Annotated in this window: 28 protein-coding genes; 21 read left to right on the forward strand and 7 right to left on the reverse strand. The window is 68.8% G+C overall.

Annotated features, from left to right (window positions below):
* Window positions 1-161: 161 nt before the first annotated feature.
* From WFH44_RS15035 to WFH44_RS15100, 14 genes are all read left to right on the forward strand, one after another.
* Window positions 162-1,178 (forward strand): PHP domain-containing protein, encoded by a 1,017-nt coding sequence (locus WFH44_RS15035; protein ID WP_336714726.1) that lies wholly within the window; start codon window positions 162-164, stop codon window positions 1,176-1,178.
* Between the two features lie 388 nt (window positions 1,179-1,566).
* Entirely contained in the window at window positions 1,567-2,745 is a 1,179-nt protein-coding gene (locus WFH44_RS15040; protein WP_336714727.1) for an MFS transporter, read from the forward strand.
* Between the two features lie 226 nt (window positions 2,746-2,971).
* Complete coding sequence (locus WFH44_RS15045; protein WP_336714728.1) at window positions 2,972-3,952, forward strand: ABC transporter ATP-binding protein; 981 nt, start codon at window positions 2,972-2,974, stop codon at window positions 3,950-3,952.
* Window positions 3,953-3,956: 4 nt separating this feature from the next.
* A complete protein-coding gene (locus tag WFH44_RS15050; protein WP_336714729.1) occupies window positions 3,957-4,805 on the forward strand; it encodes an ABC transporter permease in 849 nt (282 codons plus the stop codon).
* A gap of 25 nt (window positions 4,806-4,830) precedes the next feature.
* Complete coding sequence (locus tag WFH44_RS15055; protein WP_336714730.1) at window positions 4,831-6,093, forward strand: sensor histidine kinase; 1,263 nt, start codon at window positions 4,831-4,833, stop codon at window positions 6,091-6,093.
* Window positions 6,086-6,799, forward strand: a complete 714-nt coding sequence (locus WFH44_RS15060; RefSeq protein ID WP_336714731.1) for a response regulator transcription factor — start codon at window positions 6,086-6,088, stop codon at window positions 6,797-6,799. Before WFH44_RS15055 ends, WFH44_RS15060 begins: the two co-directional genes overlap by 8 nt.
* A 70-nt stretch (window positions 6,800-6,869) precedes the next feature.
* Entirely contained in the window at window positions 6,870-7,283 is a 414-nt protein-coding gene (locus WFH44_RS15065; RefSeq protein WP_336714733.1) for a hypothetical protein, read from the forward strand.
* A 218-nt stretch (window positions 7,284-7,501) separates the two neighbouring features.
* Entirely contained in the window at window positions 7,502-7,807 is a 306-nt protein-coding gene (rpsF, locus tag WFH44_RS15070) for a 30S ribosomal protein S6 (RefSeq protein WP_336714734.1), read from the forward strand.
* Between the two features lie 106 nt (window positions 7,808-7,913).
* Complete coding sequence (locus tag WFH44_RS15075) at window positions 7,914-8,480, forward strand: single-stranded DNA-binding protein (RefSeq protein WP_336714735.1); 567 nt, start codon at window positions 7,914-7,916, stop codon at window positions 8,478-8,480.
* A gap of 105 nt (window positions 8,481-8,585) precedes the next feature.
* Window positions 8,586-8,825 (forward strand): 30S ribosomal protein S18, encoded by a 240-nt coding sequence (gene rpsR / locus WFH44_RS15080; RefSeq protein WP_026543915.1) that lies wholly within the window; start codon window positions 8,586-8,588, stop codon window positions 8,823-8,825.
* 27 nt (window positions 8,826-8,852) lie between these two features.
* Window positions 8,853-9,302 (forward strand): 50S ribosomal protein L9, encoded by a 450-nt coding sequence (rplI, locus tag WFH44_RS15085; protein WP_336714736.1) that lies wholly within the window; start codon window positions 8,853-8,855, stop codon window positions 9,300-9,302.
* Between the two features lie 154 nt (window positions 9,303-9,456).
* Window positions 9,457-11,088 (forward strand): alkaline phosphatase D family protein, encoded by a 1,632-nt coding sequence (locus tag WFH44_RS15090; RefSeq protein WP_336714737.1) that lies wholly within the window; start codon window positions 9,457-9,459, stop codon window positions 11,086-11,088.
* A gap of 127 nt (window positions 11,089-11,215) precedes the next feature.
* Entirely contained in the window at window positions 11,216-12,055 is an 840-nt protein-coding gene (locus WFH44_RS15095; RefSeq protein ID WP_336714738.1) for a PhzF family phenazine biosynthesis protein, read from the forward strand.
* Window position 12,056: 1 nt separating this feature from the next.
* Window positions 12,057-12,380 carry a hypothetical protein gene (locus WFH44_RS15100; RefSeq protein ID WP_336714739.1) on the forward strand — a complete coding sequence of 108 codons (324 nt, stop codon included), beginning with the start codon at window positions 12,057-12,059 and terminating at the stop codon, window positions 12,378-12,380.
* Window positions 12,381-12,397: 17 nt separating this feature from the next.
* Here the strand turns inward: WFH44_RS15100 and WFH44_RS15105 are convergent, their stop codons facing one another.
* From WFH44_RS15105 to WFH44_RS15115, 3 genes are all read right to left on the reverse strand, one after another.
* On the reverse strand, window positions 12,398-13,189 hold the full coding sequence (locus WFH44_RS15105; protein WP_336714740.1) for a ZIP family metal transporter: 792 nt from the start codon (window positions 13,187-13,189) through the stop codon (window positions 12,398-12,400).
* Window positions 13,190-13,272: 83 nt separating this feature from the next.
* The gene (locus tag WFH44_RS15110; protein WP_336714741.1) at window positions 13,273-13,710 is read right to left on the reverse strand and encodes a DUF1801 domain-containing protein; all 438 of its coding nucleotides are present in this window, start codon (window positions 13,708-13,710) and stop codon (window positions 13,273-13,275) included.
* A 102-nt stretch (window positions 13,711-13,812) separates the two neighbouring features.
* Window positions 13,813-14,778, reverse strand: a complete 966-nt coding sequence (locus WFH44_RS15115) for a hypothetical protein (RefSeq protein WP_336714742.1) — start codon at window positions 14,776-14,778, stop codon at window positions 13,813-13,815.
* Between the two features lie 595 nt (window positions 14,779-15,373).
* Here WFH44_RS15115 and dnaB point away from each other — a divergent pair.
* The gene (dnaB, locus tag WFH44_RS15120) at window positions 15,374-16,744 is read left to right on the forward strand and encodes a replicative DNA helicase (protein ID WP_336714743.1); all 1,371 of its coding nucleotides are present in this window, start codon (window positions 15,374-15,376) and stop codon (window positions 16,742-16,744) included.
* Window positions 16,745-16,910: 166 nt separating this feature from the next.
* Window positions 16,911-17,105 carry a hypothetical protein gene (locus tag WFH44_RS15125; RefSeq protein ID WP_336714744.1) on the forward strand — a complete coding sequence of 65 codons (195 nt, stop codon included), beginning with the start codon at window positions 16,911-16,913 and terminating at the stop codon, window positions 17,103-17,105.
* A gap of 112 nt (window positions 17,106-17,217) precedes the next feature.
* Here the strand turns inward: WFH44_RS15125 and WFH44_RS15130 are convergent, their stop codons facing one another.
* The gene (locus tag WFH44_RS15130; RefSeq protein WP_336714745.1) at window positions 17,218-17,427 is read right to left on the reverse strand and encodes a hypothetical protein; all 210 of its coding nucleotides are present in this window, start codon (window positions 17,425-17,427) and stop codon (window positions 17,218-17,220) included.
* Window positions 17,428-17,594: 167 nt separating this feature from the next.
* Between WFH44_RS15130 and WFH44_RS15135 the strand changes: the two genes are divergently transcribed.
* From WFH44_RS15135 to WFH44_RS15145, 3 genes are all read left to right on the forward strand, one after another.
* Window positions 17,595-18,308: a TetR/AcrR family transcriptional regulator C-terminal domain-containing protein gene (locus tag WFH44_RS15135; protein WP_336714746.1), complete on the forward strand. Its 714-nt coding sequence runs from the start codon at window positions 17,595-17,597 to the stop codon at window positions 18,306-18,308.
* A gap of 182 nt (window positions 18,309-18,490) precedes the next feature.
* Window positions 18,491-18,898: a GNAT family N-acetyltransferase gene (locus WFH44_RS15140; RefSeq protein WP_336714748.1), complete on the forward strand. Its 408-nt coding sequence runs from the start codon at window positions 18,491-18,493 to the stop codon at window positions 18,896-18,898.
* Window position 18,899: 1 nt separating this feature from the next.
* Window positions 18,900-19,289 carry a hypothetical protein gene (locus WFH44_RS15145; RefSeq protein ID WP_336714749.1) on the forward strand — a complete coding sequence of 130 codons (390 nt, stop codon included), beginning with the start codon at window positions 18,900-18,902 and terminating at the stop codon, window positions 19,287-19,289.
* Window positions 19,290-19,292: 3 nt separating this feature from the next.
* Here WFH44_RS15145 and WFH44_RS15150 read toward each other — a convergent pair whose 3' ends face one another.
* Window positions 19,293-19,754, reverse strand: coding sequence for a DUF3817 domain-containing protein (locus WFH44_RS15150; protein WP_336714750.1), 462 nt, complete (start codon window positions 19,752-19,754; stop codon window positions 19,293-19,295).
* Between the two features lie 122 nt (window positions 19,755-19,876).
* Window positions 19,877-20,068 (reverse strand): DUF2795 domain-containing protein, encoded by a 192-nt coding sequence (locus tag WFH44_RS15155; RefSeq protein WP_336714751.1) that lies wholly within the window; start codon window positions 20,066-20,068, stop codon window positions 19,877-19,879.
* A 157-nt stretch (window positions 20,069-20,225) separates the two neighbouring features.
* On the opposite strand from WFH44_RS15155, the gene WFH44_RS15160 reads away from it, so the two are divergent.
* Window positions 20,226-20,849 carry a LysE/ArgO family amino acid transporter gene (locus WFH44_RS15160; RefSeq protein ID WP_442892920.1) on the forward strand — a complete coding sequence of 208 codons (624 nt, stop codon included), beginning with the start codon at window positions 20,226-20,228 and terminating at the stop codon, window positions 20,847-20,849.
* A 10-nt stretch (window positions 20,850-20,859) separates the two neighbouring features.
* Here WFH44_RS15160 and WFH44_RS15165 read toward each other — a convergent pair whose 3' ends face one another.
* On the reverse strand, window positions 20,860-22,032 hold the full coding sequence (locus WFH44_RS15165) for a PucR family transcriptional regulator (protein WP_336714752.1): 1,173 nt from the start codon (window positions 22,030-22,032) through the stop codon (window positions 20,860-20,862).
* A 167-nt stretch (window positions 22,033-22,199) separates the two neighbouring features.
* Between WFH44_RS15165 and WFH44_RS15170 the strand changes: the two genes are divergently transcribed.
* Window positions 22,200-23,522: an MFS transporter gene (locus WFH44_RS15170; protein WP_336714753.1), complete on the forward strand. Its 1,323-nt coding sequence runs from the start codon at window positions 22,200-22,202 to the stop codon at window positions 23,520-23,522.
* Window positions 23,523-23,693: the final 171 nt, after the last annotated feature.

The following is a 23,693-nucleotide window of genomic DNA, read 5'->3' on the forward strand; positions in this document are numbered from 1 at the left end:
CGCAATCTTTCGACCGTGCCCGCTTCCGCGGGCGCACCAGCGACGCCGCCCTGGTGCGCGCCGAACAGGTTGGGCACCATGAGGCCCGCCTTCCGCCAGCGTCGGCGCCCGACTTCGGTGCTGCCGGCCCCGCCCCGGCGCCGGTGCTGGAAGATGGTGCCATGGATGCTGTCGACGCCCTCAACGAGATCGCGTTCTGGCTGGAGCGCGAGCTGGCCCCGAGCTTCAAGGTGCAGGCTTTCCGCCGCGCCGCGGGAACCATCGGCACGCTGGAACCGGCGGATCTGGCCGCCCGGGCCAGGGACGGCCGGCTCAAGAACATGAAGGGGATCGGCGCGCGGACCTTCGAGGTGATCCGCCAAGCCGTGGACGGCGAGGTGCCCGACTATCTGGCGAAGCTGCGCGAACGCTCGGCTGCACCGCTGGCCGAGGGCGGCGCCGAGTTGCGTGCGGCACTGCGCGGGGACCTGCACAGCCACAGCAGCTGGTCGGACGGCGGCTCTCCCATCGAGGAGATGGTCGCTGCCGCCCGCTGGTTGGGCCGGGAGTACCTGGCGCTGACGGACCATTCGCCCAACCTCAAGATCGCCAACGGGCTCAGTCCCGAGCGGCTGGAGCAGCAACTGGACGTCGTCGCGGGGATTAACGACGGCGCCGGAGACGGCTTCCGCCTGCTGGCCGGGATCGAGGTGGACATCCTGGAGTCCGGCGAGCTGGACCAGGAGCCGGAACTCCTGGACCGGCTGGACGTGGTGGTGGCCAGCGTGCACTCCAAGCTCCGGGCCGAGAAGGGGCCTATGACGCGCCGGATGCTCAAGGGCATCAAGGATCCGCACACCAACGTGCTCGGCCACTGCACCGGCCGGCTCGTCAAAGGCTCCCGCGGCACCCGTCCCCAGTCCGAGTTCGACGCCGAGCGCGTGTTCGCCGCCTGCGCCGAGTACGAGGTCGCCGTCGAAATCAATTCCCGCCCGGAACGCCAGGACCCTCCGGACGACCTGATCCGGCTGGCCCTCGACGCGGGCTGCCTCTTCAGCATCGACAGCGACGCCCACGCACCGGGCCAGCTGGATTTCCTGCAGTACGGGGCAGAACGCGCCGCCCGCAACGGCGTACCGGCGGAGCGGATCATCAACACCTGGCCGCTTCCGAAGCTGCTGGACTGGTGCGCACCGTAGGCCTTGGACGGGCTCTGCACTTTGGAACGCGGATCCCAAGGCCACCCCAGCGTTTGTGAACTAGGGTGGCAGGCTATGGTCAAACGCTCCATGGATCGGCCACACTAATTGTGTTGGAAGCGGAAAGGGAAACCGGCCCGCAACCGGCAGCAGCATAATCCGCTTGGGGGCGGCCGGGTGACCGGCTGAGGTGGCAACATCTGAGATTCGCGGCTGCTTTTGCGAAATGGCTTGAAGTGAGTTGGCTACTGGGGAGGCCTGACTTCAGGCCATTTCGCGCGTCCGGGACCAAACCGGCCGCGGGACGAGGTTCGTGTTGCGGGCTGGACCCGCCGGACGCCGATGGCAGACTGGAACGGTGCATCGAGACCTCCCGCAAGCCCCGCCCGTGAGCGTCGATCGGACCGCCCGGAACGCGGCCGCCGCCACCTTTGCCGTCTTCGGCCTGAACGGGCTGGTCTTCGCCAGCTGGGCCGCCCGCATCCCGGCCGCGGCCACTGCGCTGGACATCACCGCGGGGCAGATCGGGCTGCTCCTGCTGGCCCTCGGACTCGGCTCCGTCCTGTCGCTGCCGCTGGCTGGCCCCATTGCCGCCAGGATCGGCACCGCGAACACGGTCCGGGCCGGCGGCGTCATCGCTGCCATGGCCGCTTCCGGCCTGGCGCTGGCCCTCTTCGCCGGTTCCGCTCCCGGCGCCGCGGCTGCGTTGTTCTGCTACGGGATCGGCGTGGCCTGGTGGGACGTGGCGCAGAACATCGAGGGTGCGGATGTGGAGCGGCGGATGCTGCGCACCATCATGCCCCAGTTCCATGCCGCCTTCAGCCTCGGCGCGTTCGCTGGCGCGATGATCGGCGCCTGGCTCTCCGTGCTGAACGTGCAGCTCGCCGTCCACCTGCTCTGCCTGGCGGTGATCGTCACGGCGGTGCTGCTGGCGGTCCCGAAGTACTTCCTGCCGCACGCGCCGGAGCGGCCGGGCGACGGCGAGGCCCGGCGCAGCCGGTTCGCCCCCTGGCGCGAGCCGCGCACGGTCCTGATCGGCGTCGTCGTTCTTGGCGCCGCCCTCACCGAAGGTGCCGCCAACGACTGGATCGCCCAGGCCACGGTGGCGGGCCTCGGCGCTACGGAAGCGACGGGCGCGGTAATGTTCGGCATCTTCGTCGCCGCGATGACCCTGCTGCGGCTGGTCGGCGGCCGGTTCATCGACCGCTGGGGCCGCGTCGCGGTGCTGCGCACCAGTATGACCGTGGCCCTCGCCGGGCTGCTGGTCTTCGTGTTCGCCCCCTCCGTGCCGCTGGCCGTGGCCGGCGCGGTGCTGTGGGGTGCCGGCGCGGCGCTGGGCTTCCCGATGGGCATGTCCGCAGCCGCGGACGACCGGGCCTACGCGGCCGAGCGCGTTTCCGTGGTCTCCACGCTGGGCTACGTGGCCTTCCTGGCGGGTCCGCCGTTCCTGGGCTTCCTCGGCGAACACGTCGGCGTCCGCAACGCGCTGCTGGCCGTGGCGGTGCTCATGGTCGCGTCCCTGCTGACGGCGCCGGCGGCCCGGGAACAGCAGCCCGTGCGGGGCTGACAGGGTTTGTCCGGGTTGCTCAGGGTTGCTCGGGGTTTCTCAGGGGCGGTTCAGGGGATCACCCGGCAGCGGCGCGTGCCTGTCGCGCCATAGCGTAGTCCCTGAGGAGTACGACGGCGGTTGGCAAGATCATCCCGTGGTGCGGTTACCGCGCGCCGTCCGATCCGTAGCGTAGTCAATGCGGGGAAATCTCCCGGCCCGCAACCCGAAACTAAGGACGGCAAACATGATCGAGGCACGCGGCCTGGTCAAGATGTACGGCAAGAAACCTGCGGTGCGGGGGATTTCCTTCACGGTGCAGCCCGGCAAGGTGACCGGCTTCCTCGGTCCGAACGGTGCGGGCAAGTCCACCACCATGCGCATGATCATGGGCCTGGACAGCCCGACCGGCGGCGACGTCACGGTCAACGGCCGGCACTACGCCGAGCACCGGGCGCCGCTGCGCGAAGTCGGCGCCCTGCTCGACGCCAAGGCGGTGCACTCCTCGCGGAGCGCCTACAACCACCTGCGGGCCATGGCGGCCACGCACGGCATCGGCAACAAGCGCGTCCACGAGGTCATCGAGCTGACCGGCCTGGGTGCCGTGGCCAAGAAGCGGGTCGGCGGATTCTCGCTGGGCATGGGGCAGCGGCTGGGCATCGCCGCCGCGCTGCTCGGGGACCCGCAGACGGTCATCCTGGATGAGCCGGTCAACGGGCTCGATCCCGAAGGCGTGCTCTGGGTCCGCAACCTGGTCCGCGCCCTCGCTGCCGAGGGCCGCACCGTCTTCCTGTCCTCCCACCTCATGAGCGAGATGGCCCAGACGGCCGACCACCTGCTGGTCATCGGCCGCGGCCGGATCATCGCGGACGCCTCGATGCAGGACTTCCTGGCCCGCAGCGGCCAGCTCCGCACCCGCGTCCGCACGGACCAGCCGGAGGTGCTCGGCCGCGCGCTTGCCGCCGAGGGGGTCACGATCGAGACCCGGGACTCCGCCCTGCTGGAAATCGCCGGCGTCGACGCCCGGACCATCGCCCGGGCGGCGCTGGACCACCAGGTCCTGGTCTACGAACTCACGCCGCTGCAGGCCTCGCTCGAGGAGGTCTACATGGCGCTGACCAAGGACGAGGTGGAGTACCACTCGCAGAACATCGACACCATCGACAGTCCAGCCGGGCCGCAGGAGGTCCTGGCCGGCGCCGGGGCAGCCTCCGGGGAAGGGAAGTAAGGCCATGAGCACCGCAACCATGAACCGCCCCGCCGCGCGGGTCTCCGGCAAGGGCGTCAGCTTCGCCCGCGCCCTGCATTCGGAGTGGATCAAGTTCACGACCCTGCGCTCCACCTGGATCCTGCTGGCCACCACCATCGCCGTCAGCATCGGCATCGGCGTGCTCGGTGCCTGGGGCATGGGTTCGGGAATCGAGCAGCTCCGTGCGGACGGCCAGGATCCGGCCTCGGTCGGCCTGGATCCGTCGATGATCCATATGATGGCCACCGGCGGCCTCGACTTCGGCCAGCTCATCATCGGCGCCCTCGGCGTCCTGCTGATCGCCTCGGAATACTCCACGGGCATGATCCGCTCCACCATGACGGCGGTGCCGCGGCGGATTCCCGCCCTCGCCGCCAAGGCCGTGGTCGTCGCCGTCGTCGCGGCCATCGTCGGCATCGTCTCCAGCTTCGCCACCTACTTCGTCAGCCAGCCGGTGCTCTCCCAGTACGGCCTGGAGTACGGCCTGGACGTGGAGAACCTGGTGCAGTCCATCCTGCTCTCCGGCGTCTACCTCGCCCTGGTGGCGCTGATGGGCCTGGCGCTCGGCTCGCTGCTGCGCAACAGTGCCGGCGGCATCGTCACGCTGGTCGCCCTCCTGCTGGTGCTGCCGATCGTCGCGAGCATGCTGCAGTTCGACTGGGTGAAGGACGGCGTCGAGCCCTTCCTGCCCTCCAACGCCGGCCGACAGCTCGTGGCGCTGCAGATTCCGGAGGACGCGCTGACCCAGCTCCAGGGCGGCCTGGTCATGGCCGCCTGGGCGGCGGTGCTGCTGGTGGCAGCGGCGGTGACGACGAAGACCCGGGACGTCTGATCCCTCGCCCACTAGGCTCATCCGAATGAGTGCACAGTCTTCGGCGAAGGAGGCAGCGGAGCGAACGGCCGCCGTCTCCTTCGCCGAAATCTCTTCCAAGCGGCGCGGCCCGATCCGCCGCTACTTCCATGCCCGCCCGGTCGCCATGGACTGGGTCCTGATCATTGCGACCGCGCTCTTCGGTCTGCCGAACGTGGTGGTCACGCTCGGCAAGGGGGAGTGGCTGCCCCTGGTCCTGCTGCTGGTCGTCTGCGCGGCGCTCGCCTTCCGGCGGCGCTTCCCGTGGCCCGTGCTGGCCGTGGCCACGGTGAGCGATGTCCTGACCATCCTGTACACCAGCACGGGCAGCAGCTCCATCGGCATCTGGATCGCCATCTACACCCTCGCCACGACGGTGCGCGCCGCCGTCGCCGTGGCCGGCGCGATCGTTGTCGGGGCCCTCATGGTGGCCGCCATGGGGATCAACCTGCCGCCCGAGATCTCCGAAAGCATTGCCTCCGGGGAACTGCCGCCCTACGTCGGCCTGGTCTCCGGCGTGATCATGATCCTGTTCAACGTGATCGCGGCGGGCATCGGCGTCACGGTCCGGCGGGACCGGCTGCACGACATGGAACTGCACCGCTGGGCGGCCGACAACGCGATGCTCGCCTCGGCGAAGGAACGGAACCGGATCGCAAGGGAAATGCACGATGTCGTTGCCCACTCGCTCTCGGTGATGGTTGCGCTCTCGGACGGGGCCGCCGTCGTCGTCAAGAAGGATCCGCAGCGCGCCGGCGAGGTGCTGGGGCAGCTGTCCACCACCGGACGGACCGCGCTCGCGGACATGCGGCGGGTGCTCGGCGTGCTGCGCGAGGGCGGCCAGCAGCCCACGGCGCCGCTGGAACCGGCCGGCAGCGAGCTCGCGGACCTGGTCGAGGGCTTCCGCGCCGCCGGACTGCCGCTGAAGGTGGTCACGAGCGGACCGCCGCTGCCCGAGGACCCGAACTTCAGGCTCAACGCCTACCGGATCATCCAGGAGTCGTTGACCAACGTGCTGCGCTACGCCCGCGGGATGAGCGAAGTCGAGCTGACGGTGGCCCGTTCGGACGGCCAGGTGTACATCTGCGTGTCCGACGACGGACGTGCCCCGGCGAACGTGAAGTCCCTGGGTGCCGGGCAGGGGATCGCGGGCATGCGGGAACGCGCCGCCATCTACAGCGGGCAGGTGGCCTGCGGGCCCCGGCCCGGGGGTGGTTGGATAGTCGAAGCAACGTTGCATTGGCCGGGGGAGGAGCTTGCGCATGACTGAGGAAAGCACGGGTTCGGCGGACCCGATCAGGGTCCTGCTGGTGGACGACCAGCCGCTGCTGCGGATGGGGTTCCGGCTGATCCTCGAGGGCGAGGCGGACGTGGAAATCGCCGGCGAGGCTTCGCACGGCGCCGAGGCACTGGAGCTGGTGCGCCGGCTCGAGCCGGAGGTGGTGCTGATGGACGTGCGGATGCCGGTGCTGGACGGCATCGAGGCCACGCGCCGGATCACCGAGGCCGGGCTGAATGCGCGGATCATCATCCTGACCACCTTCGACCTGGACGAATATGCCTTCGCCGGGCTGCAGGCCGGGGCCAGCGCCTTCCTGCTCAAGGACGTGGCGCCGGAGGAACTCGTGCAGGCGGTGCGCCTGGTCGCCAGCGGGGATGCCGTCGTGGCGCCGCGCGTGACGCAGCGGCTGCTGGAAACCTATGTCCGCGGGCTCCCCGCCGGCGGCCCCGCCGTCCCGCCGCAGCGCGACCCGCTGCTCGACGACCTCACGCCCCGCGAACTCGAGGTGCTCGGTGCCATCGCCGAGGGTCTGTCCAATGCGGAGATCGCCCACCGCTTCTTCCTGTCCGAGGCGACAGTGAAGACCCACGTGCGGCGCATCCTGGCCAAGCTGCACCTGCGCGACCGCGTTCAGGCCGTGGTCTACGCCTACGAAACCGGGCTGGTGGTTCCGACCCAGGGCCTGGACTACTGACCTTCGGCCCAGTCCTTTCCCAAGGTGCTTCCGGCTAGAGTTGGCTTTTCCGAAGGCAGGGGGAGGGGTCATGAACCTGGAGGAGCTGGACCAGCGGGTCCAGGAAGAAGAGACCGAATCGCCGGCCGGCAAGAGGCAGGCAGTAGGCAGGAATCTGGCGGCCGCCCTGGGCTTCACGCTGGTGGCGGCCGGCGCCTTCGCCGTGGTGGCCGTCTTCGTCATGACCCAGCTGGCGCACCTGAACTCCGCCACGGACCAGGCCGCCCTCAGCGCCTCGGCCTACCTGGAGGACCAGGTTCCGGGCACCTTCGAGATCACCGGCTCCGTCCGCACCGAGCGCATTGAGCAGCTGTCCGTCGTCGAGGTCAGCGCCGCGGTCGACACCGGTTTCGGCGACCCCGGCACCGCGGTGCTCACCGTCGGCTGCGAGAAATGGTGGGTGCAGCGCTGCGAGGTCCTCGATGTGCAGGGGCTGACCCGGTAGCTGCCGCCCCTGTGGAGGAGTAGTGCGGCGGCCGGATTTATGCGGCAGGCGGGGTATCCGCTAAGATTGATAGGTCTGTGCCGCCCCCGCCGGCAGCTAATCTTGGGTGAGAACGACCAAGCACCTGATCGGCCCGGCGGTTCTGCACGCGGACAACGCAATAGAACCTCCTGTTACGGAAAGACCGTGACCGCTTAGCCCAAAGGAGGTGGGTTCACATGCGTCCTTATGAACTGATGGTAATCATCGACCCCGAGGTCGAAGAGCGTACCGTGGAATCGCAGCTCGATAAGTTCCTGAACGTCGTCCGCAATGACGGTGGAACCATCGACAAGGTCGATATCTGGGGCCGCCGCCGCCTCGCCTACGACATCAAGAAGAAGTCCGAAGGCATCTACGCGGTCGTCAACTTCACCGCTACTCCGGCCACCGCTGCTGAACTGGACCGCCAGCTTGGACTCAACGAGACCATCCTGCGCACCAAGATCATCCGCCCGGAGGAGCAGAAGATCTCCGCCGAGTAACTTCGGTAGCTCCGGCATAGATCTTCGGGCCCGCACGAACCGGGCCCACTCTTTACGAACGCAGCTCCGCCGGTTTACCGGGCGGAGCGAGACATCAGGAGGCACCATGGCAGGCGAAACCGTCATCACCGTAGTTGGCAATCTGACCAGCGACCCCGAACTGAGGTTCACTCCGTCCGGGTCGGCAGTGGCGAATTTCACCGTTGCCTCCACGCCGCGCACCTTTGACCGCCAGTCCAACGAATGGAAGGACGGGGAGACCCTGTTCCTCCGGGCGTCGGTATGGCGCGAGGCCGCCGAGAACGTCGCCGAGACCCTGACCAAGGGAACCCGCGTGATCGTCCAGGGCCGGCTGAAGTCGCGTTCGTATGAAACCAAGGAAGGCGAGAAGCGCACCGTCATCGAGCTTGAGGTCGACGAAATCGGCCCCTCGCTGCGCTACGCCTCGGCCAAGGTCACCCGCACCCAGCGCTCCGGCGGCGGGCAGGGCGGCTTCGGCGGAGGCCAGGGCGGCTTCGGTGGCGGCCAAGGCGGCTTCGGCGGAAACTCCAACCAGGGCTGGGGCGGCGGACAGCAGTCCTCCCCGCAGGAAGATCCCTGGGGCGCCTCGACCGGTGGCGGAAGCTCCAACACCTGGGGCAACGGCCCGGATTCCAACGAACCTCCCTTCTAAATCCGAAGGACGCCTCCGGGTGTCCCTCACCCCAAGGCGGCAACCGCCGTCGACCCCATCCCGCAGAAACGTTCTGCGGGCTCCACAAGATAAAGGAGCTCCACGATGGCTAAGGCTGAACTCCGTAAGCCCAAACCAAAGTCCAACCCCTTGAAGGCCGCTGACGTCACCGTCATCGACTACAAGGACGTAGCCTTGCTGCGCAAGTTCATCTCCGACCGCGGAAAGATCCGTGCCCGCCGCGTTACCGGTGTAACCGTGCAGGAGCAGCGCAAGATCGCCCTGGCAATCAAGAATGCCCGCGAAGTTGCACTGCTGCCCTACTCCGGCGCTGGCCGCGGCTAAGCGAAGCGAAGAGGAGAGAGTACCAACATGGCAAAGCTCATTTTGACCCACGAAGTGACCGGTCTCGGTACCGCAGGTGACGTCGTTGAGGTGAAGAACGGTTACGCCCGTAACTACCTTCTGCCCCGCGGCTTCGCCCTGACCTGGTCCAAGGGCGGCGAGAAGCAGGTGGAGTCCATCAAGGCTGCACGTGCTGCCCGCGAAGTCGCCTCCCTCGAAGAGGCGCAGCAGCTGGCTGCAACCCTGTCCGCCAAGCCGGTCAAGCTGACCGTCAAGGCCGGCGAGTCCGGACGCCTGTTCGGCACCGTCAAGCAGGGCGACATCGCTGCCGCCGTCGAGGCCGCAGGACTGGGTTCCATCGACAAGCGCAAGGTTGAACTGCCTGAGCACATCAAGTCGGTCGGCAACTACCAGGCCAACGTGCGCCTGCACGAGGACGTCTCCGCCGTCATCGACCTGCAGGTCGTGGCCGGCTAGTTCCGCTGCACTGTTTCGTTGGGCCTCTGCTTCGGCAGGGGCCCAACGGAGTTTAACCGGTCTGAACGCCGGGACCCGGTTGCTCTCCGAACCGTTCTAAAACGTTCACCCCCGGGACAGAACCGCGTCAGCTTGGCCGGACATGGTGGGCTCCATGACTGAGATTTCCCGCCGCTCCCTCGTCCTTGGCACCCTCGCCGCCGCCGGAACCGTCGCCGCTGCCGGTGCCGCGCCGGCGTCGGCCGCCTCCCGCCCCGCCGCCGTACCCCTGGTCCGCAGGCGCCTCACGCTGCCCAGCGGCATCGCCACCGGCGACGTCACCAGCAACTCCGCCGTGCTGTGGTCCCGCTCCTCCGGACCCGGCCGGCTCATCGCCACGCTCCGCACCGTCGGCACCGACGGCCGCGTGCTGCGCGGCAAGGGGGCGTACGAGCGCGTGCTGCGCGGCGGCTGGGCCAATGCCGACACCGACTTCACCGCCAAGGTCAACGCCGCGAACCTTCCCTCCGGCAGCCGCTTCCAGCTCACCCTGCAGTTCGAGGACGAGGCCGGTACCCTCAGCGAGGCGGGCATCGGCTCCCTGGCGACGGCGGCGGGGCCGTCCGCCGCGGGCCGCAGCAGCGTGCGCGGGAACCAGGTTCCGCGCGGGCAGAGCTTCGTCTGGACCGGCGACACCGCCGGACAGGGCTGGGGCATCAACGAGGAGATCGGCGGCATGCTCGGCTACCGCGCGATGCACCGCACCCGGCCCGACTTCTTCATCCACTCCGGCGACACGGTCTACGCCGACGGCCCGATCACCGCCGAAGTGGTGGAGCCGGACGGCCGGATCTGGAAGAACGTGGTGACCGAAGAGGTCTCCAAGGTGGCCGAGACGCTCAACGAATTCCGCGGGCGGCACCGCTACAACATGATGGACGCCAACCTGCGCGCGATGTACGCGGAGGTCCCGGTCATCGCGCAGTGGGACGACCACGAGACCACCAACAACTGGTGGCACGGCGAAACCCTCGACGATCCGCGCTACACCGTGCGCGACGTCGACACCCTCGCCGCACGCGGACGCCAGGCCTGGCAGGAATACATGCCGATCGCCGACTCCCGGGCCCTCCGCAAGGGCACGGGCTTCGAGCCCGCGCGCATCTACCGCAAGATCGAGCGCGGCCCGCAGCTGGACGTCTTCGCCCTGGATATGCGCACCTTCAAGGGCGAGAACACGCCCGGTACGGAGCCGCACGCCACCAGCATCCTCGGGGAGGAGCAGCTGCAGTGGCTGATCCGCGAGGTCACCCGGTCCAAGGCCACCTGGAAGGTCATCTCCTCCGACCTGCCGCTGGGCATCATCGTGCCGGACGGCAAGGCCCAGGAGTCGATCGCCAACCGGGACAACGGGGCGCCGCTCGGCCGCGAGCTGGAGCTCGCCCGGCTGCTGAAGGCCTTGAAGGACAATAAGGTCAGGAACGTGGTGTGGCTGACCGCGGACGTGCATTACTGCGCGGCCCACCACTATTCGCCGGAGCGCGCCGCCTTCAAGGACTTCGACCCGTTCTGGGAGTTCGTCGCCGGGCCGATCAACGCGGGCAGCTTCGGCCCCAATGACATGGACCTGACCTTCGGTCCCGAGGTGGTCTTCAGCAAGGCCGGCTACACCAACCAGTCCCCGCGGACCGGCGAGGGGCAGTTCTTCGGACACGTCGAGCTGGACGAGGACGATACCTTCACGGTCAGCCTGCGCGACGCCGCGGAGACGGTGCTCTGGCGCAAGGCGCTCAGGCCCCAGCGCTGACCCGGTCCGGCCGGGCCGCCATGCACCGGCCGGACACCGCCCGCGCCGCCGCCCGACTGGCGCACACTCCACTGCTGCCGGGTGGCGGCCGGCGGGCCCGGCCGGCCACCGGCGGTAGGCTGAACCGGTGAGCACCCACGAATTCTCCCAGGTCGATGTCTTCACTACCGGGCCCGGCAAAGGCAACCCGCTCGCCGTCGTCGGCGGAGCCGAAACCCTGACCGACGGGCAGATGCAGTCCTTCGCCAACTGGACCAACCTCTCCGAGACCACGTTCCTGCTGCCGCCGGCCGATCCCGAGGCCGACTACCGGGTACGGATCTTCACACCGAGCGGCGAGCTGCCGTTCGCCGGCCACCCGACGCTGGGCACCGCGGATGTCTGGCTGCGCGGCGGCGGCGTGCCGCGCACCGAGGGCCGGATCGTGCAGGAGTGCGCGGCGGGCCTGGTGGAGATCAGGAACGACGGCGGACGGCTGGCTTTCGCCGCGCCCGTGCTGCAGCAGACGGGGGAACTGCCGGAGGAGAACGTGCAGAAGATCTGTGCCGCCCTCGGGCTGGAGCGGTCGGACGTCCTGCGCCACCAGTGGGCGCACAACGGGCCGCGGTGGCAGGCACTCCAGCTGGCCGACGCCCAGGCCGTGCTCGACGTGGAACCGGACTATGCCGCGCTGGCGCCCTTCGGCGTCGGGCTCATCGGCGCCTACCCGCCCGGCCGCGATATCGACTTCGAAGTGCGCGGGCTGATGGGCTTCGAAGCCATGCCTGCCGAGGACCCGGTCACCGGGAGCCTGAATGCCGCGCTGGGACAGTGGCTGATCGGCGCCGGCCTCGCCCCCGAGAGCTACGTGGCCCGGCAGGGAACCCGGCTGGGCCGCGACGGGCGGGTCTACGTCTCCGCCTCCGACGGGAAAATCTGGGTCGGCGGCGACGTGCAGGCAGTCATCCGCGGAACGGTGGAGCTCTAAGGTGGCTGCGGCACGAACCGGCGTCGCCGCCACCTCCCGCACCTCCCCGCGCTCCGCCGCCTGGGCCCTCGCCTCGTCCCTGCTCGGGGCGCTGCTGCTCGCGCTGATGCTGGCCTACGGGCTCGGCACCGAGGGCGCGGGGCTGGTGCTCGCTCCCTTCGTCGCCCTGCCGGTCCTCATGTTCGCGCTGATCGGGGTGGTGCTGGCCGCCGTCGCCCTGGCCGGTCGGACGCCCCGCCGGAAGCCCGCCCTGGCCGCCCTCGTGATCGGAATCGCGGCCGCGGTCCCGCCCGTCTGGCTCTGGGTGTGGCTGCTCGCCGGCTGACGCACGTGAGGCGGCGGTCAGGCCAGGGACAGCACGTAGGAAAGCACGAAGCCGGCCGCGGTGCTCAGGGCGACCGCAGGGCCGCCGTGTTCGAACGCCTCAGGCATCAGGGTGTCGGCCAGGGCGGCGATCACCGCCCCCGCGGCGAAGGCCAACGGCAGCGAGATCGTCTCAGGATCGCTGGTTGACAGAGGCCCGGCGCCGACGACCACGGCGGCAACCAGCAGCACGGAGCACGCGACCCACGGCCAGATGACGGAGGGCCTCGACATGCCCTGGCTGCGCATGGAGGCTGCCCCGACCAGTGCCTCCGGCAGGTTGGAGACGAAGATCGCTGCGAGCAGTGCCAGCCCGCCGCTGCCCTCGCCGAGTGCCACGCCCAGAGCCAGGTTCTCCGGCACGCCGTCGAGCGTGGCTGCGGCAAGCAGGGCCAGGCCCGCCGCGCCCCGCGTTGACTCCGCCGACGGCGCGTGGCCCTTGGCGGCGGCATCCGTGTCCAGCTTGGCGCTGCCCCGGTACTCGTCCGCGGGAATGGGTTTCGACCCGGCTTGCGCCCAGCGGTCGAGCAGCGCGCTCAAGGTCGTGAACACCACGGCACCGACGAAGAGGCCTCCAGCCGCGCGCCAGATGCCTCCGCGCTGGTAGGCATCCTCGAACAGCTCGAAGGTCAGCGCGGTAACCAGGGCTCCGGCCGCAAAGGAGAGGATGATGGCCAGCACACGCTTGGGCAGCTCGAACCACACGCCGATGAAGCTGCCGAGCACGAGCGCGCTGGAAGTCACGATGCCGAATAGCAGCGACGTTGCCACACGGCCATTATGGGCGCTGGCCGGGTGGACGACAACGACTGGCAGTGTCCTTGCCCGGAGCAGCTCGGTGACGGCCGGCTTACTCAGGCTTGGCTTGGGAGCGATTCGTGGTCGTGCGTGGTCATGAAGCGGTGGCCGGCGGTTACCAGTTCGCGCAGCACCTCCGGATCCACATCGGCCAGCTTGTTGATGTAGAGGCACGCGGCTCCGGTCTTGTGCTTGCCCAGCCGCGCGAGCAATCGGGCGGACTCCGGGGCGTAGGTCAGGCCGTAGAGCGCTAGATTGGCCTTGCGCGGCGAGAATCCGACGGCCAGCGCGTCGCCTTCGCGGCCGCTCGCGTAACGGTAGTGGTAGCTGCCGAAGCCCACCATGGATGGCCCCCACATCAGCGGATCCTCGCCCGTCGCCTGGCCCATCAGCTCCAGCAGCGCCTCGCCGTCGGCGCGGCGCACAGGGTGCTCGATGCCCGCCAGGAACTCGTCTACCGGCACGTCGGTGGGGGCGGTCTTGTTCTCTGCCATGGCCACAGTCTGCCAGAGTCCCGGCACGGACCGGCCGGCTCGTTGCCCATGCCCCGGCCGCCACGGCCGGGCTTGCCTCCCGGCGCTATGTCGCGGGTGCGGCTAGCCCTCGGACTTGGCCGGCGGCTCGGGCTGGATCAGGCGGACGAAGTCCCTTGCCTGCTGCTCGTCCGCGTCCGAGTGCTCCATCAGGAGCCGGACGGCGGCCTCTCGATCGCCGCCGAGGGCCTGGTCCTTGATCCGGCCGAAGACGTCGTCGTTGAGGCGGGTGCTGGCGATCTCGCGGATCTCGTCACCCTGGGAGACAATCGCGCGGTAGCGGTAACCGCGTGCCGCCTCCTTCGGCCGCCGAGCGAACGCGGGGGCATCGGCTGCTTCCGGGCGCGGCGCGGGCCCCGGCCCGGCGAGCGATTCGGGAGTGTCGGGGACCACCGGATGGGCCGGCGGGCCGAGCGGACCGGATCCCTGCGATCCGGCCTGGCCGCGACCGGCAGCGTCCCCGGACAAGCCGGATCGGTCGGCTTCTGCGGCCGATCCGGAACCGACGTCCTTTGCCGGGCCCGAACCGGCTGCGCCTCCGGACAACCCGGAACGGTCGTTTTCGAACAGGCCGGAACCCGTTTCCCCGGCCGTGCCGGGACGGCCGGCGTCCTCTTCGGGCCGGTCCGGGGCGGAGGCGTCACCGGGGCGGCCGGATTCGCCCGCGTCCCCGGCACCGTCCATAGCGGGCGAGGCCCCGTAAGCCTGCGGGTAGGTGGACATGCTGGCGATGGCGGTCGCTGCCTCGCGGAGCTTGGCGCCGGTCGCCTTCCGGTACTCCATGATCGCGTTCAGCGCATCGCCGCGCGCCAGCAGTGCGTAGATGGCCGAGTGCTGCTGCTGGTTCAGCCGCGCACTGGCTCTGACCGACTCCTCGCGGGATGCCACCGCCGCCGGTCCCCGGGACGACCGCCCGCGGGTCCCGCCGTCGTTCTCCGTCCTGGAACGGCCGCCCAGATACTTCATGGCCAGCAGACCCAGCACCACAACGACGACGACAATCAGCAGGGGGATCAGGAAGGACTCCATGTGATTAATCCTACGGGCACGCCCCCAGGACCCTAGGGCGGGGTCGGGAATGGCCGCCACCCGATTTTGGGGCTATGCCGGGCGCCCAGCAGGTCCCATCGGGCATCGACGCAGGCCCAGCCGGGAAGAGCCCCGGGGTTATCCACGGGAAAAGCCGCACGGCCTGTGGATAACTGTGTGGACAATCAGCCCCTACGGCCCTTTTCCACACTTGTCAAACCCACAGTATTGGGGAAAAGATCCGGGTGATTTTCTTTGATCCACAGGCTGTGCAGAGTATTTGCGCAGGCCAGAGGCATGTTACTGCCGAGTTAACAACGTTATCCACAGTTGTCCACACAGTCTGTGCACAAGACACGCCACCCAATCCACAATGTATCCACAGGGCCGGTGGATAACCGGCTTTGCGCGCCGCACAAAGAGGACTAACGTACCGGGTATTCCTCCTTGTTTCGGCGCCGTCCGGGGCTATACAGCCCTGCCCGGCGCCGGGCGGAAGTGTCGGAAGCGGTTGATACACAGGAATCGGCCGGCCCCTCCGCCAAGGAGTGCGCCGGCTGGCAAAAGCAGCATCGAGGACAGAAAGCAGGCAGCGGTGACAGCAGTTCAATCGGACTCCGCCCAGACGAGTCGGGAACCGGATTTCGCAAGGACGCCGCCGCAGGACCTCGTCGCCGAGCAATCGGTGCTGGGCGGCATGATGCTGTCCAAGGATGCCATCGCCGACGTCGTGGAGATCCTGCGCGGCAATGACTTCTACCGGCCGGCCCACGAGAGCATCTACGAGGCGGTCATCGATCTCTACGGCCGCGGCGAGCCGGCCGACGCCGTCACCGTCTCCGACCTGCTGACCAAGCGCGGCGAAATCACCCGCATCGGCGGTCCGGCGTACCTGCACACCCTGATCCAGTCGGTTCCGACGGCGGCCAACGCCGGCTTCTACGCGGAGATCGTCCGCGAGCGTGCCGTGCTCCGCCGCCTCGTCAACGCCGGCACCAAGATCGTCCAGCTCGGCTACTCCCAGGACGGCGAGGTGGACGACATCGTCAACCAGGCCCAGGCGGAGATCTACACCGTGGCCGAGCGGCGCAGCGCCGAAGACTACGTGCCGCTCAAGGACATCATCGAGTCCACGGTGGACGAGATCGAATCCGCCGGGCACCGCGGCGAAGGGCTGACCGGCGTCCCCACCGGCTTCTACGAGCTCGACGAGCTCACACAGGGCCTGCACGGCGGCCAGATGATCGTCATCGCGGCCCGGCCCGCGGTCGGCAAGTCGACGTTCGCGCTGGATTTCGCTCGTTCGGCCGCGATCAAGAGCAACATGACCACCGTGTTCTTCTCGCTGGAAATGGGACGCAACGAGATTGCGATGCGCCTGCTGTCGGCCGAGGCCACGATCGGGCTGCAGGACCTCCGCAAGGGCACGATCAAGGACGAACAGTGGGGCAAGATCGCCACCACGATGGGCCGGATGAATGACGCGCCGCTCTTCATTGACGACAGCCCGAACATGTCGCTGATGGAAATCCGCGCGAAGTGCCGCCGGCTCAAGCAGCGGCACGACCTGAAGCTGGTCGTGCTGGACTACCTGCAGCTGATGTCGTCCGGCAAGCGCGTCGAATCCCGCCAGCAGGAAGTGTCCGAGTTTTCCCGTGCGCTGAAGCTGCTGGCCAAGGAGCTCGAGGTGCCCGTCATTGCCCTGTCGCAGCTGAACCGTGGTTCCGAGCAGCGCACCGACAAGAAGCCGATGGTTTCCGACCTTCGCGAATCCGGCAGCATCGAGCAGGATGCGGACATGGTCATCCTGCTGCACCGCGAGGACATCTACGACAAGGAATCACCGCGTGCCGGCGAGGCGGACGTGATTGTGGCAAAGCACCGTAACGGCCCCACGAAGACCATCGTGGTGGGCTTCCAGGGCCACTACTCGCGCTTCGCCAACATGGCGGTCGAGAGCGGATAGCGTCAGGGGTTCCGGGCGCCCCGCCGGCCACCGCCGGGCGGGTCGATGCTTGTGCAGGCGGTCACTTTCGGTCACATTCAATGAGCCGCCCATGGGTTGCCGGATAAGGTGGACCCGCTTCCTCAGCGACGAGGTGGCGGGAAAACGACGAAGAAAGCAGCGGTGCATGAACTTCGAATCGCACTCGATGACGCTCAAGATCTGGGACCACTCCACGATGGACCACACGCTGGAGGCCGCCATCGCGCACGTGTCCACCAAGGCCAACGCCCCGCGGGATCGGGTGAGGGTCACGCGCAGCGGGCCCAACGTATTCACGGTCAGCCTGTCGGGCGACGCGGCCCCAGGCTCTTTGGCTTAGGCCTTCTCGAGCCTTACGGCAAAAAGGAACAGCACCGCTGCAGCGTCTGGCTGCGGCGGTGCTTCTGTCTTGCGTAAGTTGTTGCTGCCGTTCCCTTCGCCGTGGAGGGCGGCTAGGCCGGTTCGGCGGGGAGCACGGGGACGCGGCCGCTCAGCTCGCTGGCGGTGAGGTTTGCCGCGTTGCCGATTGCGTCCGGATCGGCTCCGGCCTTCACCGCCTCGTCGATGGCGGTGTCCAGGTTGCTTTCGGCTTGGTCGATTTCTCCCTGCAGGGATTCGACCGCCGCCGAGGCGACCCAAACCTGTTTCAACTCTTCATCCATACCAAGAGCTTACGGCGTAAGCACTACCCGGTCGAACGCCCGCGGCCCGGTTCTCCCTCGGCATAACGGAAGGCGCTTGGCGCTTCCCCTCTTCTATGTTCCGGATGCTGGGACACGGATGCCTGTCTGAGCGTAGGCTGGATTGAGCCGCAGGGAAGGGGCAGACAGTGTCCGGTCCAGCGTCAGCAGGCCACGACGGAAGCCGGGAACCCGGTGCCGAACGCGCCCGCCTGGAACGCGGAATGATCCTGGAAGCCGGCGTCGAGTACGTGGAGCGCTTCGGGGTCCGGCAGCTCACCATGCGCCGGCTGGGCAAGGAACTGGGCGTGGAGGCGATGTCGCTCTACCGCTACGTGCATTCGCGGGAAGACCTGCTGGACGGCATTGTGGAAACCGTGGTGGACGAGCTCTACAGCGACCCGGAGGTCACGGTAGAGCCGGTCCACGGCTGGCAGGACTACCTGCTGCGGCTGGCGCACGGTTCGCGGCGCCTGGCCATGGCGCGGCCGCAGGTGTTTCCGCTGGTTGCCACCAGGCCGACCGAGGCCCCCTGGGTGCGGCCGCCGCTGCGCAGCCTGCGCTGGGTGGAGTCCTTCCTGGCAGCACTGACCGGTTCGGGATTCAGCGACCGCGCGGCCGTGGACGCCTACCGGGCCTTCAGCAGTTTCCTGCTGGGGCATCTGCTGCTCGAGGTTTCTGCCATGGGCGTGGACATCGGGCCGGCAGAGGAGGCCGAGGTGCGGCCCCCGCGCGCGGCCGACCTGTCGGACTACCCGCTGCTGCGGGAATTCCAGACCTTGCTTTCCGAGGATCGGGCAGGGCAGGAGTTCGAGGAATCGCTGGACCATCTGCTGGAACGCCTCGAAACGCTGCGCAGCTGATACAAAAATGACCAATTTTGATGGAACGTTTTGCGCAAATAAAGTAAGCATGCTTTGCTTACCCTTGTAAGCAAGATCCGATGGCGGTGCCGATCCTTCAGGGGGGCGCCGCTGGACCCTTCAGCCCGAAATGCCGGCCCCAGCTACGGTCGGGGCTGAAGGGGAGAAACAGAGGAGAGAGCATGCAGGTCATTCGAAACAACTTCGGTGCATCGCAGTACGACGCCTACGTTGATGGAGCGGTCGCAGGGTCCCTGCACTACCGCATTGAGGGCGACCAGATGTGGCTTCTTCACACCGCTGTGGACCAGGAATTCCGCGACACCGACCTGGACGACCGGCTGATCCGCACCGCGCTGGCGGATGCGCACAGCCGCCGGCTGTCCGTGCTGCCGTTCTGCCACCAGGTCCGCAAACGGGTCTTCAACCACCCCGTTTACCTGCAGCTCGTGCCGGCCGGGGAGCGGGAGCGTTTCCGCGAGTCGTACGAGGAGATCCTCAAGGATGAGGCCGCCTGGCGGAGGGCGGAAGCCAGCCGCGCGGCGCGCAAGCCCGTGCTGGCATCCGTCGGCAAGGCGGAAGCTGCTTAGCATGGAGGGCGACAAACTCAAGGTCCTGGTGAGCATGGACGTGGACTGCCACAGCGCCAGGATCGAAGTCAAAGGGAGCGTGGATTCCCGGAACGTGCAGGCACTCCATGCCGTCGCCCGGCGGGTGAACACGCTCATGCCGGGCCTCGGGATCGTCCTGGATCTTGCGGCGGCCCAGGCAACGGCCGAGGCCGCCCGGGAACTGCGGGAGTGCGCCGACGCACAGGCTCTCCCGGCAGGTGCCGGCCAGGATCCGGTTCCATGCAACCTGAGCGCCGTCCTTCCGGCCGAGGCCGCCGAACCGGCCCGGTCCGCGGAAGCGGCCGGGAAGGCCGGAGCGCTGGCGGGCGCGTCCGTGGCCTCGGGTTCCGACGTTGCCCTGGCGGCCTAGCGGCTAGGCGAACCAGGTATCCGGCGGACCGAGGAACAGCAGGAAACTGAAGACGGCCGCGACGGCCACCAGCGCGACGACGACGGCGGTGGCCGGCTTCCGCAGGACCCACGCCTGGAGCTTCTCCAGCGGTCCGCGCGGTTCCGCCCCGCCCGCGGCCAGGCGCCAGCCACCGCTCAGCAGGCCCCGGCGGTCCAGTGACCTTTCCGCGGGAATGGTGGCATAGGGAACGACGGCGGAGGCCACGGTGAGCAGGCCCGTTCCGGTGGACCATTTCTGGTTCACCCACGTGAAGCACGTGCTCGCCACGTAGCACAGGAACACGAAGCCGTGCAGGCCTCCGGCGACGCTCATCACGGCCTCGCCGGTGTGCAGGACGTACTTCAGGAACAGGGCGAAGAGCAGCAGCGTCCAGGTGGCTGCTTCGGCAAATGCAACTGACCGGAACAAGGTGCGGGGCGGCATGGAAGTCCTCGGGTGGGGAAAGGGATCCCTTCCAAGGTAGCCGCAGCGGCCGGCCGGCGCACCTCCATCGGCGCGGGCCCGCGCCGCCGGAGGACCGGCGCATCCCGGGAACGCCCGGACGGTCAGTTGCCGGCGACGGCCTTGTTGACCTCGGCGGGCGTCTCGTACTGCCGGTCGGGCAGGCCGCGCAGGACGTCGATGACGCTGCTGTCCGCGCCGGAGTCCTCTGCTTTCTTGACCAAGTCGGCGGCGGAGGCGGGGTAGTCGACGCCGCCGAGGGCCTTCTGGATGTCGATCGGGCTGGGGTTGGCCACGGGAGGTCCTTCCTGAAGGGCGGAACGGGATTCAATCACCTAACCTACTGGCCCCTCGGGTCCATGGGAATGCCTCGGGCCAACTCCGCGTCCGCGGGCCCGGGCGGCTGGCGGTGGGCGGCGCGGGTGCGGCCGGCGGCCGTAGTAGCCTCTTGTGGTGATTCCAGCGGACATGATCCAGGCGGCGCTCCTCGGCCTCGGCACCGGCCTGGCCCTCATCGTGGCCATTGGCGCCCAGAACGCCTTCGTGCTGCGGCAGGGCATCCGCGGCGAGCACGTAGCGGTGACGGTGCTGATCTGCGCTCTGTCGGACGCGGTGCTGATCGCCGCGGGCATCCTGGGAATCGGCACGCTGATCGAGGCGGCCCCCGCCGTCGTCGTTATTATCCGCTTTGCCGGCGCGGCGTTCCTGCTGGCGTACGGAATCCTGGCCGCAAAACGGGCGATCCGGCCCGGGGCGCTCACCGCGTCCGCTCAGCAGGGGCCGCTCAGCCGGAAAGCGGCGGTGGCAACGGTGCTGGCGCTGACCTGGCTGAACCCGCATGTCTACCTCGACACGGTCCTGCTGCTCGGCTCGGTCGCCAACAGCCAGGCCGGCGGCGCCCGCTGGTGGTTCGGCGGCGGGGCGATGCTGGGCAGCGTCCTCTGGTTCAGCGCGCTGGGCTTCGGCGCCCGGCTGCTGCGCCCGTTCTTTGCGAAGCCGATGTCGTGGCGGATCCTGGACGGGCTGATTGCCCTGGTGATGTTCGCGCTGGGCCTGCGGATGGCGTTCGGCGCTTAACCGGGGGCAATCAGAGCCAGGCGACGACCAGGCGGGCGGCCTGGGCGGGCACGGTGGGGTCGACCCCCGTGAGGTCGGCGAAGCGGCGCAGCCGGTTCATCAGCGTGTTGCGGTGGCAGAAGAGGCGGGCGGCCGAATCGGTGACACTGCCCGTGGCGAGGTAGGCGCGGACGGCTTCCATGAGCCGCTCGCGTTCCACCGGTCCGCAGCCGGCCAGGGCGCTCTCCACGTCCGGGGCAATCGGAAGGTTGGCGGCGGCGAGCCGGAGCCGGGCCAGCCGCGACCAGGCGCCGCTGAGGGTCAGCGCGCCCCCGTCTTCGGGTTCCGCGAGCTGGGCGAGGTCCCGTGCGAGCCGCGCGCTGTTCCAGAGGTCCGCGAGGCCGTCCACCCGTTCGATCAGGCCGCAGCGGAGCCGGCCGATCCGCTCCGCTGCCTCGTAGAGCGCGGACCCGTGCCGCTCGTCCAGCACCCAGAACGCGACGAGCGCGTCGGCCAGCGGATGGGTGAAGATTTCGCCGCCCCGGCGGGCGGCCTGCGCGATGACGATCCGCAGGGCGGCGGCATTCTCGACCGTGGCGACGGCGACGCCGAAGGGTCCGTCCCGCTCCAGGCCAAGCTCGGCGGCGATGCGCTCGACCAGGTCGGGCGCCGGTGCCGCGGGGCCGAAGATGGCCGCCACGTAGCCCTGGCGGACCGAGGACTCTTCGTGGGCCATGCGCTGCCGCTCCGCCAGGTACGTCACCTGGGTCTGCGCGGCATAGGTGTCCACGACCTGCCACACCGTCTCGGCCCGGCGCACGAGCAGCGGCGCGTCGTCCGGCCCGGCCAGGGCCATGAGATGGCTCCAGAGGACCGTGAAGTCGAGCCGGATCGCCGTCATCAGCGACTCCACGGGGACGCCGGCCCGGGCGCGGGAGACGCCGACGTCCAGCGCGATGTTCTGGCGTTCGCTGACCAGGCGGCTGCTGTCGGCCCCGGGCCGCAGGCTTTCGATCAGCGCTTCGAAGGAGGCGGCGCCGGTCCGGCGGATCTCGCTGGCCGGGAGCGCCCCGTCGCGGTAGTCCTCCAGCTGCAGGACGCGCTCGAGGAACGCGTCCGTCAGGGCGTCGACGGAGAGCAGGTCGAGCAGCTCGTTCCAGCGGGCGGCCGCGCCGCCGTCGTTAATTCCCCGTTTCGAAGGCATTTCCACCGCGTCAGGACCCTCCAATCTTGTGCGTTTGCACATCCTACTCCTCCAAACCCGCCTCGATTCGTGCGGGTGTGACCTGCTGCACTCTGGCATGCTGGTGTGCATTCGAATGCGAGGCCGCGGCGTCCGTGTAGCGCCGGCCCCTAGAGTGCGGAGGCACCATGACGCAATCCCTGAACCTCGAAGCCGGGGCGACCAGGAAGATCTCGGACAAGGAGGCGACCAAGGTCGCCATCGGCGCCCTCGTCGGCACCGCGATGGAGTGGTACGACTTCTTCCTCTTCAGCGCGGCCGCTGCCTTGGTCTTCAACGTCCAGTACTTCACCAGCGAAAACGCGACGGCGGCCGCGATGGCCTCCTTCGCGACCTTCGGCGTCGGCCTCGTGGCCCGTCCGATCGGCGGAATGATCTTCGGCGCGATGGGCGACCGGATCGGCCGGCGCAAGACCCTGATGGTCACCATCGTCGGCATCGGCATCATCACCGGCCTGATCGGCCTGCTGCCCACCTACGCGGCGATCGGCGTCGCCGCCCCCATCCTGCTGGTGCTGCTGCGCATCGCGCAGGGGCTGTTCGTGGGCGGTGAGTGGTCCGGCGCCATGACCATCGTGGTGGAGAACGCGCCGCTCGAGCGCCGTGCCCGCTACGCCGCGCTGCCGCAGATCGGCTCCCCGATCGGCACCATTCTCTCCTCCGGCGGCTTCTTCGTGATGACGCTCCTCTTCTCGCAGGAGAGCTTCGACTCCTTCGGCTGGCGTATCCCGTTCCTGGCGGCGTTCCCGATGCTGCTGCTCGCCCTCTACATCCGCTCCCGCCTCGACGAGTCTCCGGTCTTCGCCGAGCTGATGGAAGCCGGCGAGACCGAGAAGGCGCCGATCCGCACCGTGCTGCGCGAGAGCTGGAAGCACATCATCGTGGGCATGGCGGCGGCCCTGCTCGGCGTCGGCGGCTTCTACCTGGTCACCGCGTTCGTGGTCTACTACGGCGTAAAGATCCTGGGCTACGAGTCCTCGCTGATGCTCTTGGGCGGCATGATCGCCGCCGTCGTCGAGATCCCTGTCCTGATCGCCGGCGGCCGGCTGGCCGAGCGCTTCGGCGCCAGCAAGGTGATTATCTACGGCGGCATCCTGTCCGCCGTCGCCGCGGTGCCCTCCTTCCTGCTGGTCGAGAGCGGCAACGACTTCCTCGTCATCACCGGCATGGTCCTGGCGGTGGCGACGCTGTCCTTCCCGTACGCGGCCTCCGGCACCGTGCTCACCGGCCTGTTCCCGGCCCGGACCCGCTACAGCGGCGTCGGGTTCGCGCAGAACGTGGCCGGCATGCTCAGCGGCTTCGTCCCGCTGCTGGCCACGGGCTTCGTCGCGTCGGTCGGCAACCACTGGTGGCCCGCTGCCGCGATGCTGGTCTTCCTGAGCCTGTTCACCGCCGTGGCCGGCGTCGTCGCGCCGCGGATGAGCGTGAACCTGCCCGGGTTCAAGCACTAGCCGCCAGCCCGGCCCGGCTGGCACCCTCTCAAACGATTGGCCTGAAGTGGCTCGTTAGGACGTCCATTCCAGCCATTACGGGCCAATCGCTTGCAGATACCAACCCCTGAGCGATGGCCGGGCCCTCGCCGCCAGCCGGGCCCTCCCCGGCCTGTACACCAGCACCGAACA

This window comes from Arthrobacter sp. USHLN218 (assembly GCF_037144715.1).
Lineage (GTDB): Bacteria > Actinomycetota > Actinomycetes > Actinomycetales > Micrococcaceae > Crystallibacter.